Origin of the sequence: Actinotignum urematis, from assembly GCF_051264595.1 — a bacterium.
GTDB classification, from domain to species: domain Bacteria; phylum Actinomycetota; class Actinomycetes; order Actinomycetales; family Actinomycetaceae; genus Actinotignum; species Actinotignum timonense_A.
On record NZ_JBOZBG010000020.1, the window covers coordinates 26,668 to 38,902 of the forward strand.

The window sequence follows — 12,235 nt, forward strand, 5'->3', positions numbered from 1 at the left end:
CCGCGGTGCGGAGGAGAGATCTCGACTCCCTTCGCCGGTACTAACCGGATCAGGTTCGAGGGTCTGCGTGCCGCGTGCCGGCCGCACTCTCAGCGCTGCTGCGCTCCCCTGTCGTGCCGTCCAGTCTAGTACGGAGGTCCCGTATTTTCACGCCTGCGGCGGCGGTGCGGATCGGTGCCGACACGGGCACGGAACCGGATCGGCGCCGCGCGAACCTTAGGCCCGGGCGCGCGCCTGCGAATCGATCACTTCGCCCTTACCGTACCATTTGGCGGCCTGGCGCTGGGTGAGCTGGGAAACGGCCGCGGCCACCCCGGCCGACACCACCGCGAAAATCACCGCGTCCACGAGCGGCGCGTTCGGATCCTCCGAATCGGGAATCTCCCGCCCGGAAATGCCCTTCCACACCACGTCCACGATTTTATTGGCGACGATCCCCGAGAGCACTCCCACGCCCGCGCTCACAACTTTCCAACCGATATCCATAACGTCCCTTTCTTCGCGCGGCGCGGCCCCGGCCAGATGCGGCCGGGCACCCGGCACCGCCCTCGATCATTAGTGCGTGGAGGTGCTCCCCCGCGCGGAATTCTTCTCCTGTCCAGAACTATTATGACTCAGCCCACGCCCGAAGCGCAGGTCCTCGCGCAATTCGTCCACAACCATGGCATCCGAATCGATGCGGCCGGTGCGGTACCCGGCGCGCGAGAGCATATGCGCGGAGATGGGCGAGGTGATGAGCTGACAGCCGATCACGAGGAGCAGCGTCCACGTCATCGAGGGGTCACGCACCAGGCAGGCCGCGCCCAGACAACCCATGATCAGGGAGAGGACCTGCGGTTTGGTGGCCACGTGCAGGCGCGTCATGAGGTCCGGGTAGCGGAACATGCCGATGGCGGCCACGAAAGTGAGGGTGGCGCTGGCCAGCATGAGCGCGGCGCCGATAATATCCCAGGGGCTCACGGCCGGGCTCCTTCCTGCGCGCCCGCGGTATCCGGTTGCGCACGGCCCGCGGCATCCGGTTTCGGAAGGCGAGCGGTATCCGGGTGGATGCGGCCCGCGGCGGGCGGCTCGCGGTCCGGATCGTGGGCGGGGCTTTCGTCTTCTTCTTCGTCGGTTGTTTCGCGTTTGTTCGCCTTTTCGAGGCGCCGCATTTCCTTCGGGTCGTTTTGGTCCACGGGCCGGATGAAGCGTGCCACGGCCACGGATCCGAGGAAACCAACAATGGCGACGACGACGAATACCGCCAGCAAATCCGCTCGCCGGGTCACCGCCGCGAGCAGGCAGAGCGCCCCCACCATAATCGAGGTGATAACATCGAGCGCCCCCACCCGGTCAAGGACCGTGGGGCCTTTGACGATGCGAACCGTCACCAGCAGCGCGGAGATGGTCAGCAGCACCCCGCAGATCACCATCACAATAATCACCGTTCACCTCCGGAACTATCGGGAGCGAAGGGAACGGGCAAACGCCCGGCCTTGGGGCTGGAGCCGGGCACGAATCCGGCCTGCACCAGCTCGCTGCGGGAGGCGAAAGCGCGCAGCACCCGCTCCTCCAGGTCGAGTACCGATTGGTGCGCCGCGCTCACTCCCCCGGCCATGCCCACGTCAAAGACATGCACATAGAGGGTGCCCGTGGCGGCGTCGGTATCGATGACGAGCGAGCCGGGCACCAGGGTGGACATCCCGGCGGTAATCGCCAGGTAGGCATCGGAGTGGGAGCGCAGTCGCACGCGGATCACCGCGCCGCGCGGGGTGGCGCGCCGCAGAATAAACCAGGCTTGCTGCCAGGAGGCATGCACGAGGTCACGCACGAAAATCGCAACCAGCCGGATCACACCCCAGATGCGGAACCGCCCATCGAAAGACGCGGTGGGGAAAGGCGCCACTTCAGTCACGAGGAGGGCGAGGGCAAAACCGGCCACAATATTGGCGGCGCTCACCTGCCCCCACAGCAGCACCCACACAATGGTCAGCCATACCAGCACCCCCAGGGAGGCGCTCGGGAAACGGCCTTCGCGCCGGGTGACCAGGCGGATTGCTTCACTATCGCGACTCATTGCTCACCTCCGGAAACTGTGGGAACGGGCGTGGGACCTTGCGCGGGAACGGGCGTGGGACCTTGCGCGGGAACCGCCGCGGGCGCAGGTGTGTGGAACGACGGCGCACCGCTCGGCACGGGTGCGCCGGTCGGCACCAGTGTGGCCGCGGGCGTGGGACTCGGGGAGCGCAGCAGGCGCGGGCTTTCCTTCGGTTCGGGAGTTTGGGTGAAGGTGCCGGTATCCGGGGTGGAATCCTCGTGGGGCACCACGGTTTCTTCATCCACCTCCGGGGAAATCCCGGTGCCGCGATCCCAATCGGGAAGCACCGCGCTGATATAGGGGGTGCGGGCTTCCAGCTCGGCGGCGGCACCGTCGGTAAACGAGCGCAGCGGCGCGGCCGCGAAGGTAATACCGAGCATGACCGCGATGAGCCCAGAGGCGGAAATCACCATGCCGCTCGGGTAGGTGGTGGAGGGCAGCTCCGCCGGAGCCTCCTGCCAGAAAGCCATATTCCAGGCGCGGATCACGGCGTAAAGCGTGAGGAGCGAGGTGACCAGGCCGGCCGCAATAAGCACCCAGTCAATCGGGGTTCCGCGCGCGGCACTCGCTTCCAGCAACCCCACTTTCCCGAGGAATCCGGACAGCGGCGGAATACCGCCCAGGGAGAGCGCGGGAAGGAAATAGAGAACCGCAACCATGGGGGCCGCTCGCATAATGGAGCCGAGCCGCACGAGCGACGTCGTTCCTGCCACCCAACCGATGAGGCCCACCACCAAGAACAGCGCGGTCTGCACCACTATATGGTGCACGGCGTAGAAAATCGTGGAAGAAAGCCCGGCTTCGGTGGAGATGGCGATACCCCAGATGAGGTAGCCAATATGGCTGACCAGGGTGAAGGAAAGCAGACGTTTAATATTTTCCTGCGCGATCGCGCCGAGGATACCGATGAGCATGGTGGCCACCGCGAAGCCGGCGAGGATATCGTCCAGGCGCCCGCCCGGGAAAAGCAGCACCTGGGTGCGGATAATCGCGTACACGCCCACTTTGGTGAGCAGGCCGGCGAATACCGCCGTGACCGGGCCGGATGCGGTGGGATAGGAGTCGGGCAGCCAGGCGGCCAGCGGAAAAATCGCGGCTTTCAGGCCGAAGGCCACGAGGAAGAGGATCTGGAGGACCATGCGCATTCCCGGATCCACCTGCGGGAGTTTAACGGCCAGGTCGGCCAGGTTCACGCTGCCCACCGCGGCGTAGGTGAGGCCGAGTGCGGTGAGGAAGATGAGGGAGGAGACCATGGAGACGATCACGTAAACCGAGCCGGAACGCATGCGTTCGGCCGTGCCGCCCATGGTGAGGAGCACAAAGGAGGCGGCCAGCAGGATCTCAAAGCCGACGTACATATTGAACAGATCGCCGGTGAGGAAAGCATCGGAGACCCCGGCGGAAAGAATCATGAAGGCCGGGTAGTACACCGAGGTGGGGGCGCCGCGTTCGCCATCTGCCACGCCCTGGAAAACCGAATACACCAGCACGATGAGGGTCACCGTGACCGAGGTGGTGAGCATAATCGTGGAGAGCCGGTCGGCCACCAGGGAAATGCCCACGGGCGCCGCCCAATTGCCCACGTCCAGGGTGATGGGGCCGCGCGCGGAAACGAAGAGCAGAATGACCGCGACCACAAGGACGATGGAGAGCATCCCCACCGCGGTCCAGGCCTGCACGCGGCGCCGGCGCGGAATCGCCAGGAGCACCCCGGCGGCCAGCAGGGGCAGCACAATGGGAACGGCTAGCAGCCAGGAAATCATCGCCGCGCACCTCCCGCATTTTTACCGTTTCCCAGCGAGCCGTCCACGCCGTGGGTGGCATTCGGGTTGGCCACGTAGCGGTGCCGGCGGCGTTTGGGATGCCGGCGGTTCCAGCGGCCCAGGCGCCCGAAACGCGGGGCCGGGGTATCGGTTTCGTCGCGGAATTCCGCGGAGGTTTCCTGCAAGTCTGTTCCCACTTCGGATCGCTGGCTGCTTTCTTCCAGTTGCTGGCGAACGGCGACGGCGCGATCCTCCACGTCGTCGCGCACTTCGTCATCATCGCGCAGCTGCCAGGTGCGGTAGGCCATGGCCAGCAGGAAGCCGGTGGTGGCCAAGGTAATCACGATGGCGGTGAGCATCATGGCCATGACCAGCGGATCCGCCCACAGATCCGGCGAGCCGTTGCCGATAAAGGGCGGGTTGCCGGTGCGGCCGCCCGCGATGAGGAAAAGAATATTGACGCCGTTGGAAAGGCAGCCCAGCCCGAGGATGACCCGCGAGAGGGAGCGCTCCAAAATAAGGTAGACGCCTACCGCAACGAAAACCCCGCACATGAGGATGAGGGCGAGAGATACGCTCATTGCTGCTCTCCTTCCGTTGCTGCATCGCGCTGTTCGGCGGCCATAGCCAGGCGCTCGGCTTCCTGTTGCGGGGAGGTGCGCTCGCTGAGGCCGGCTTGGGATTCCATTTCTTCGCGCAGGTTCTGGCGGGCGTCGTGGGAGGGTTCGATGCGAATATCGGCATCCCACACGCCTTCTTCCATTTCCCCGTGCCGGTCAATTTCCGCGCCGAGGGACCGCAGAATTTCGGCGACCAGACCAACAACCGCGATATAGACGCCGGTGTCAAAGATGAGCGCCGTCGTAAAATGAACGTCCCCAAAAATCGGAAGTACCATATCGATTTTCGCGGTTTGCAGCGGGTTACCGCCCAACAGGATCGGGGCGAGCGAGGAAAGAGTGGCCAGGCCCAGCCCGGTTCCCAGCAGGTGGGCGGGGAGGATGGGGAGGGTGGCGCCCAGTTCGAAACGCCCGCCGGCCAGGTAGCGCAAGGTCAAGGCGATGCCGGCCAGCAGTCCGCCAGCGAAGCCGCCGCCCGGCATATTGTGCCCGGCGAAGAGGAAGAAGAGCGAAATAATGAGGATGGTGTGGAAGACCAGGCGGGTGCCGATTTGCAGCATCATCGGGCGGGAGGCCACGCCCGGGCGGTTCGCGGAGGCGAGCCAGACCCGGTTGCGCCCCGAACGCCGCGCTTCTTCTTCCGCGCGCACCGAGTTGCGCACGTATTCCGCCGGGTCCTCGCCCAGGCGGCGCCAGCGTTGCGCCCGTTCGCTTTTCGCGCCGAGGATATTGCGCAGCCGGTCTGTGCCGCCGAAACGGTCGCGTACGAAGAGGAGGGAGGCGATGCCGACGGCGCAGACCACCAGCACGGAGGTCTCACCCATGGTGTCCCACGCCCGGATATCCACGAGGGTGACATTGACGATATTGCGCCCGTATCCGAAGCGGAAGCCTTCGTCGGCGAAGAGCTCCGAAATCGGGGCGTGGGTGCGCACCCCGGCCGCGAGATAGGCGAGCCCCGCGAAAAGCAGCCCCATGATGGCCGCGAAAACAATGCGGAAGCGCTGGGTGCCTTTGGTGCGGCGGGAAGAGAAGTAGGAGGGTAGGCGGCGCAGCACCAGCACGAAGACCACGAGCGTGAGAGTTTCGGAAAGCACCTGGGTGAGAGCCAGGTCCGGGGCCCCGTAGATCTCGTAGGTGAGGGCCACGGCGTAGCCGCCGATTCCCATGAGGATCACAGCCTTGAGGCGGTGGCGGGAAGCCGCGGCAAGCAGCACGCCCAGGCAGCCAACCACGGCCACCGCGGCCTGCGCCCAGCTATCGAAGAGCCGCGGCACCACCAGGGTGCCCACCGGGTTGGTGAGCAGCGCGATTCCCACGGTAATGAGCAGGAACCAGAAAATGGTGAGGAGGTAGGTGGGAAGCGAACCGGATTGGGTGCGGGCGGTGACGGTCATGGAGAAACGTTCGGTGCCCGAAACGATGCGCTGGTAGGCTTCCTCGGCGCTGGTGCGGATGGCGTGGCGCTGGGTGAAGGCGGAAATGCGGTGGCGCTGCCAGAAGAGGAGGCAGCCGGTCGCGAGGATGGCGAGGGTCACCAGGAAGGGCCCGTTGAAGCCGGACCACAGGTGCAGGTGGCCCTGGTAGGGGGCTAGTACCGGGTATTGGGCCAGGTACTGCTCCAGGAAGGTGCTGATGGGCGTGGTTGCGAGCCCGGCCACCAGGCCCGCCGTCGCCAAAATACCCACGGGCCAGATCATGACCGCGGAAACGTCACGCACCTCGGTATCTTCCACGCGCGGTTTGCGCATGAACGCACCCCACCAAAAACGCAGGCCGTAAGCCACCGTGAGCGCCGAACCCACCGCGATGAGCACAAGCACCGCAATATCGGTGGCGCTCCCGCCCCACAGCGCACCGAGCGCACCTTCTTTCGCCACGAAGGCCGCGAAAGGAGGGAAGCCCATCATGGAGGCATCCGCCATCCCCGCAAAAGTGGCAACCGCGGGCATATTGCGGCCCACATTCGATAGTTCGCGCAGGTCACGGGTGCCGGTGCACACGTCCACGATGCCCACGGAAAGGAAGAGCGCGGATTTGAAGAGGGAGTGGGCCAGCAGCAGCATGAGCCCGGCCAGCAGCATCGCGGAATCCCCGTAGCCAACGAACAGAATAATGAGCCCGAGCTGGGAGACCGTGCCGAAAGCGGTCACCAATTTGATATCGGTTTGTTTGAGGGCCCGGTAGCCGCCTAGCAGCACCGTGTAGGAGGCGAGGATGATCACCATCCAGTGCCAGGCCGGGTTATGCGCGAAACCGGGGGCCAGGCGCGCCACCAGGTACACCCCGGCTTTGACCATCGCCGCGGCGTGCAGGTAGGCGGAGACCGGCGTGGGCGCGGCCATGGCGGCCGGCAGCCAGAAATGGAAAGGCACCAGGGCGGATTTGGAGAACGCCCCGATAAGTACAAGTACGACGGCGCTCGTAAGCAGCGCGGAATTCCCCGGGGAGATTGTTGCTTCGTGGGAAGCCACCACGAGCTCGTGCAGCGAGAAGGACCCCCCGGGCATGACGCCGAGCATGGTAATTCCGCCCAGCATAGCCAGCCCTCCGGCCGTGGTCACAATAATGGCCTGGAAGGCCGCGCGCCGCGAGGATTGGCGGTCGGAATAGTGGCCGATGAGGAGGAAGGAAAAGACTGTGGTGAGTTCCCAGTAAATATAGAGGGCGATGGTGTTATCCGTGGTGACCAGGCCGAGCATCGCGCCGGCGAAAGCCACGAAGATCGCGCCGAATCGGCCCAGGTAGGAGGCATCGCGTTTGAAATACCGCGCCGAGTAGAAGAGCACCGCCGCGCCCACGCCGGTGGCGATGAGGGCGAGGAGCAGGCCGAGGGCATCGATGCGGATATCGAGGTCCATGCCCAGTTGGGGTACCCAGGTGAGGGACTGCTGGTAAACATCACCACGGAGGATGCGGGGAATGAAGCTGAGAAGCCAGAGGAAGGTGCCAGCCGGGAGGAGGGCGAGGATTGCGAAGCCGAAACGCCCGCGCTGCATCACGAGCGGTGCACACAGTGCCCCCACCGCAAATAGCAGGAGCACGTATGCCACGGCAGCCTCCGTCCCTTCGACCTTTGCCATGCACGCGGGGTGCGCTACGTGTTCTACGTGCGCCGCGTGCCGAACATACGCCACGGAGCCCCTCCGCGGGTGACCTGGCGCGATGCAGCTGGTAGGTGCGGGCGCCGGTTTCTTAGGCGGTGGAGCTCGTTGTTAACGCATGGAACATCATTACAGTAGCGAAAATATGCGGGAGTGTCCCGTGTTTCCGCTCTCGATGAGACCGCGCGGCCGGGCTTGCTTTGGGAGCGCGAGGCTTGCTAAGGCTGGCGCGCTTCGGGCAGTTTGCTAGATGCGGCACGCTTCGTGCGGTGCGCCAGATGCGTTGTACTAAGGCTGGAGTTTAGTTATCGGCTTCCGGGTAGTGGGTCACGTCGATACGGTGGAAATTAAGGTGGGAGCGCGAGGCCGTGGGGCCGCGCTGACCCTGGTAGCGCGAACCGCTTGCGCCAGCTCCGTAGGGATTATTGGCCGCCGAGGAGAGCTGGAAGAAGCAGAACTGGCCCACTTTCATGCCCGGGTAGAGCTTAATCGGCATCGTTGCCGTATTGGAAAGCTCAAGGGTGACATGCCCGGAGAAGCCCGGGTCGATGAATCCGGCAGTGGAATGGGTGAGGAGTCCCAGGCGCCCGAGGGAGGATTTTCCTTCCAGGCGAGCTGCGACGTCGTTCCCCAAGGTGACCTGCTCAAAAGTGGAGCCGAGCACGAACTCTCCCGGGTGTAAAACGAATTCGCCGTCGGCGGGGACTTCTACCAGGCGCGTGAGGTCGGACTGGTCCGCGGCCGGGTCGATGACCGGGTATTTGTGGTTATCGAAGAGTCGGAAGAAGCGGTCGAGGTGAATATCGATGGAGGAGGGCTGCACCATCGCCGGATCCCAGGGGTGCAGGGCGATGCGGCCCTCGCTCACGGAGCGCAAAATATCAACATCGGAAAGTAACACGCCTAGATTCTGACACGCCCGCGCGGGTGGGCGCCACCCGCGCGGCGGTATATGGAGTAATTGAAGCAATTCGGGCGCGCTTTGCGCCGCGAGCGCTGGACCGCACGTGCCGCGGGAACTGAGCAACACGTGCCGCAAGCACTAAGCCACGAACGCGCTTTGCGCTGGCGGGGATGGCACGCTAGGATAATCACCTAGTGATTCTTTCGCGCCTGCGGTTCGGCCGCGTGCGTGAGGTTTCACCGCTCTCGCGGGCGTAGTTCATCGGTAGAATGGCAGCTTCCCAAGCTGCAGAGGCGGGTTCGATTCCCGTCGCCCGCTCCACCTTAGGCTTACCGCTCACCGACGAAACAGCTCGTCATGAGATCCGGTTCGTTTTCCAGTTCCGCAAGGTTCCATTGCCGTTTGGTGGCTTTCTTTTTGAGGTCTCTGCTGAATGCCGGAGCGAATTTCGCCTGTAGGCGCCTGCTCATGTCAAGGCCGCTTCAATGAGGTCGCGTCCAGTCTCATAACTTTTACCGCTGCCCGAGGCAATCATTTCCCGAGTCTCATGAATAGCTCGAAGGCTTTCCTCGTTCGGGCGCTTGTAATCGAAAGACAAAGGAATCGAGTTAGTGTTCACCATTTCGGTGAAAAACGCTCGCACAACGGACGATAGGTCTAGCCCGTAGGATTCCACGACACTTGCCGCCCCATCCTTCAATTCGCTATCAAGACGGATAGTAAGACTACTCGACGCCATTTCTCCTCCAGCCGTTGATCGCACTGACAGTTTGGGGCATTTGTTAGTGCACCAGCAAGCGTCTAGCTGTGCCATCCAGCCGCCACGAAACACAAAAGTTCCACGCCGCCAGCTGGCCGCAGTGAGCGGAACCGCTGAACAAAGAAAATCCTCAACGAGAATTGCGGCTTAGAATCGAAGCATCAGCACTACCACCAACCTCCAAGGAGGGATGACGGTGACTAATGAATGCGCAGAATCTGCCAAGATCAATGAGACCACACAGCCAGACGATGCCGAGCTCGCGAAGGCCTCAGCCGCCCTCATAAGAACAAATGCGCACGTGTACGAGGAACTGGCGAAGTGAAGTACCTAAGCATGCCCGCCATAGACCTTTATCACCACAACCCCAACCGCTAAAATTCATCGGTGGCCGCGCACTGTGGGCCCACGCTGCGGGCCCGAGCTGCACGGCGCCGGCATCAGTCACGCCAAGCGCGGCTACGATTCGAAAACAGGCAGAAAAGGGATAACCGCATGGATGAGGAGAAGGCCATCGGCACTGAACAGCCGCGCAGGAAGCGGCGCGGCTGGCTGCCACTATCCGAAACGCTCTCGCTGATTTCGGTGGTTATCGCGGTGGCCGTCCTCGGCTTGAATATTTACGACCGCCACGAGGCGATCAAAGCCGAGCAGTTCTCCCAGGCCAACCAGGCCTTCACCCAAAATAAGATCACCGCGGAGGAACACCGCACCGACACCGGGAAAATCGGCCGGCAGATCACCTCGAGTTTCCACAACGCCTCCCCCAACCCGGTTTTCGACCTCACGCTCGCACTGCCCGCACCGCTCGACGGCCTCACCGTCTCCGCCGACCACTATCACGAATTCCGGCAAACCGCCGCCGGCTACGAAATCACGTTCCCCACGCTCCCGCCGAAAGAAAAAGCCGAGTACGTGGGCACCTACGGCGACGCACTTTTCGGCGACCGGCCCCCGCGCGCCGTTATCAACGAAAACTTCCGTTTCTGTTTCACGGACGTTAACGGCCAGCGCTGGCTCGCCGACCATCGCGGAGCCCAGCGTATTTCGTCAACAACGCAGTGCATTCCCGATAAGAACGACGACGCCGCCTAGCCCGCTGCCAGCACACATGGCTACGGGAAGCTGGCCCGCACGGTTGGCTACACAGCCACTCTGGATGAGTCCTCTATTTTGAGCGTGTACATCGTCGAAAAAACGGTGAACGACAGCACCAGCAGCACGATCAGGCATACCCCGGCCACCGGCAGCAGAATCATACGATCCACGGACTTCACCACAAAGGGCAGGGCCGCCACCGCGCCAAATAGCACAATAAGGCCAATAATGGCTCCCTTCTTGAGGCGATAGCTGAGATAGACGTCATCACCTTCCGCGGCGGAGAAAGATACGGGATTGCTCTTGAGGGGAACCAGCGTTCGCACCTGGGCAACGCAGGCGCCGTCGCCCACCTCAAAAACATTATCGCGTTCGGGAAGCAGTACTTCCGGGCGTTTCTTTCCGTTCACGCTCAAATAGTGGCGGCTCCTATCATCGAAGAAGGACCACCGCCTTCTCACATGTAGCCGTGCCATAACTCGCACCTCCTTGTGCCTACATAACCGCACCCCTACATAACGATGTTACGCATAATTTTATCGCATTTATTCTGCGCGGCATTCAATTTAATTGTTCCCACTATGGCCGGCGGCGCTCCTCCCCTCTAGGATGGGGGAAGAACCAGAAAGGAGGCCGCATGCGTGATATTGCACCCTATTCACAACGCAAGCATTATGAACTGCCCTCTTCTCTGAATGCGCTTCGTGGCCCTGGCATGGGTGGCACTCTCTACCTCGACCACTCGATCATCTGGGCACCAAATTCTCAGACGATCCATCTTGAAAGCAACGGCCTCATCAAGCGCGGTTATACAGCGTTGATCAACGAGGGAACTACCGAGCAACAGGAGCGCTGGCTCAATCGGGAACTCCTCATGCAGGTCTGGCCAACACTTAGTTTGCCGTGGCGCGTCTACGAGATGTGGGAATCAAAATTCCCAGAGCTGCCGGAGAATCGGATCTTCCATGGAAAATCTCGAATTTCAGCGTAAACTCACCCGCCTCATCCTCTCGAAGATCAACGAGTACGGCTTCGTTCTGTGCGGCTCGGGAGCGCTACGTGAGCACGGGATTATTACGCGCCCCACCGAAGATATCGACCTTTTCACCGTCCAGAAGCATGCAGATACGTTCCCGCTGGCGTACCAGAAGGTAGTGGAAACGTGCATCGAATACGGCTTCAAGGTTGCGACGACGCACGCAAGCGGCCAGTACGCCAACCTGGTCATCTCCGACGGAGATAACGTTTTATCCATCGATATGGGTGTTGATTGGCGTGGCTTCCCTCCGACTACGTTACATATCGGCCCAGTTCTGGCGGAGGAAGATGCCGCGGGCAGCAAAGTCGCCGCGTTGTTTTCCCGCGCAGAACCGCGTGACTATTTGGATGTGGATTCACTTCGCCGAAGCGGGCGCCATACCGACGACCAGCTCATCACCCTCGCCAAGGAAAGCGATCTCGGATTCGACATGGGATTCTTTATTCAGCGCTTAGAAGCCTGCGCTTACGTGGACTTCGACGAGGTAGCCCAGTACGGCATCTCCGAAGAAGAATTCCACGCCATTCAAGAACGCTACGCCCAGTGGCATACAAGCCTGAACAGGTAAGGCGGCACCCACCCCTCTCTGTTACCCGCACATTCGCCAGCAATAAAAGACCTGGTCATACGTCACAGGGAATCGGTTTTCAACCCTCTGACCTGCGGATTAGAATAATGATACGAATTCTCTATTCAAATCAATGTTGTATTCATTGTTCAACGATTGGGAAATAAGGAAGGGATCTCGTGACCTCTTTTCGTAAGATAGCGGGTGCCACCCTGGCGGCCACCCTTATATTCTTCGGCGGCACACCCGCGCTCGCCGATCCAGCTTCCCCCACGGGAGCTTCCAGCGCCGAACAAGCCAAC

The 12,235-nt window shown here is 62.3% G+C and carries 14 protein-coding genes, 1 tRNA gene and 1 riboswitch; of the genes, 5 read left to right on the forward strand and 10 right to left on the reverse strand.

Going from position 1 to position 12,235, the window contains the following annotated elements; genetic code table 11:
• Positions 1-9: 9 nt before the first annotated feature.
• Positions 10-120, reverse strand: a riboswitch (TPP riboswitch).
• Between the two features lie 96 nt (positions 121-216).
• The 8 genes from ACRQDJ_RS08105 to dcd all read right to left on the reverse strand — a co-directional run bounded on the left by ACRQDJ_RS08105 (position 217) and on the right by dcd (position 8,465).
• Complete coding sequence (locus ACRQDJ_RS08105; protein WP_016441870.1) at positions 217-486, reverse strand: DUF4235 domain-containing protein; 270 nt, start codon at positions 484-486, stop codon at positions 217-219.
• A gap of 69 nt (positions 487-555) precedes the next feature.
• Positions 556-960, reverse strand: coding sequence for a monovalent cation/H(+) antiporter subunit G (gene mnhG / locus ACRQDJ_RS08110; RefSeq protein ID WP_284904789.1), 405 nt, complete (start codon positions 958-960; stop codon positions 556-558).
• A complete protein-coding gene (locus tag ACRQDJ_RS08115; protein WP_284904790.1) occupies positions 957-1,424 on the reverse strand; it encodes an MrpF/PhaF family protein in 468 nt (155 codons plus the stop codon). The genes mnhG and ACRQDJ_RS08115 overlap by 4 nt, the downstream gene beginning before the upstream one ends.
• Positions 1,421-2,056: a Na+/H+ antiporter subunit E gene (locus ACRQDJ_RS08120; RefSeq protein ID WP_087069996.1), complete on the reverse strand. Its 636-nt coding sequence runs from the start codon at positions 2,054-2,056 to the stop codon at positions 1,421-1,423. Before ACRQDJ_RS08120 ends, ACRQDJ_RS08115 begins: the two co-directional genes overlap by 4 nt.
• Positions 2,053-3,840, reverse strand: coding sequence for a Na+/H+ antiporter subunit D (locus ACRQDJ_RS08125; RefSeq protein WP_284904791.1), 1,788 nt, complete (start codon positions 3,838-3,840; stop codon positions 2,053-2,055). Before ACRQDJ_RS08125 ends, ACRQDJ_RS08120 begins: the two co-directional genes overlap by 4 nt.
• On the reverse strand, positions 3,837-4,421 hold the full coding sequence (locus tag ACRQDJ_RS08130; protein ID WP_051278270.1) for a Na(+)/H(+) antiporter subunit C: 585 nt from the start codon (positions 4,419-4,421) through the stop codon (positions 3,837-3,839). The genes ACRQDJ_RS08125 and ACRQDJ_RS08130 overlap by 4 nt, the downstream gene beginning before the upstream one ends.
• A complete protein-coding gene (locus tag ACRQDJ_RS08135; RefSeq protein ID WP_435717985.1) occupies positions 4,418-7,543 on the reverse strand; it encodes a Na+/H+ antiporter subunit A in 3,126 nt (1,041 codons plus the stop codon). The genes ACRQDJ_RS08130 and ACRQDJ_RS08135 overlap by 4 nt, the downstream gene beginning before the upstream one ends.
• A gap of 322 nt (positions 7,544-7,865) precedes the next feature.
• Positions 7,866-8,465, reverse strand: coding sequence for a dCTP deaminase (gene dcd, locus ACRQDJ_RS08140; protein WP_026428605.1), 600 nt, complete (start codon positions 8,463-8,465; stop codon positions 7,866-7,868).
• A 250-nt stretch (positions 8,466-8,715) separates the two neighbouring features.
• Here dcd and ACRQDJ_RS08145 point away from each other — a divergent pair.
• A tRNA-Gly gene (locus ACRQDJ_RS08145) sits at positions 8,716-8,789 on the forward strand.
• Positions 8,790-8,934: 145 nt separating this feature from the next.
• Here ACRQDJ_RS08145 and ACRQDJ_RS08150 read toward each other — a convergent pair.
• Positions 8,935-9,282, reverse strand: a complete 348-nt coding sequence (locus ACRQDJ_RS08150) for a type II toxin-antitoxin system RelB/DinJ family antitoxin (RefSeq protein ID WP_350309603.1) — start codon at positions 9,280-9,282, stop codon at positions 8,935-8,937.
• Positions 9,283-9,418: 136 nt separating this feature from the next.
• Here ACRQDJ_RS08150 and ACRQDJ_RS08155 point away from each other — a divergent pair, with 136 nt between their 5' ends.
• A complete protein-coding gene (locus ACRQDJ_RS08155; protein WP_284904794.1) occupies positions 9,419-9,553 on the forward strand; it encodes a hypothetical protein in 135 nt (44 codons plus the stop codon).
• Between the two features lie 170 nt (positions 9,554-9,723).
• Complete coding sequence (locus ACRQDJ_RS08160) at positions 9,724-10,323, forward strand: hypothetical protein (protein WP_284904795.1); 600 nt, start codon at positions 9,724-9,726, stop codon at positions 10,321-10,323.
• Positions 10,324-10,370: 47 nt separating this feature from the next.
• Here ACRQDJ_RS08160 and ACRQDJ_RS08165 read toward each other — a convergent pair whose 3' ends face one another.
• Positions 10,371-10,736, reverse strand: coding sequence for a hypothetical protein (locus ACRQDJ_RS08165; protein WP_284904796.1), 366 nt, complete (start codon positions 10,734-10,736; stop codon positions 10,371-10,373).
• A gap of 227 nt (positions 10,737-10,963) precedes the next feature.
• Between ACRQDJ_RS08165 and ACRQDJ_RS08170 the strand changes: the two genes are divergently transcribed.
• Positions 10,964-11,317 (forward strand): hypothetical protein, encoded by a 354-nt coding sequence (locus ACRQDJ_RS08170; protein ID WP_284904797.1) that lies wholly within the window; start codon positions 10,964-10,966, stop codon positions 11,315-11,317.
• Complete coding sequence (locus ACRQDJ_RS08175) at positions 11,292-11,933, forward strand: nucleotidyl transferase AbiEii/AbiGii toxin family protein (protein WP_435713606.1); 642 nt, start codon at positions 11,292-11,294, stop codon at positions 11,931-11,933. Before ACRQDJ_RS08170 ends, ACRQDJ_RS08175 begins: the two co-directional genes overlap by 26 nt.
• Positions 11,934-12,235 lie beyond the last annotated feature (302 nt).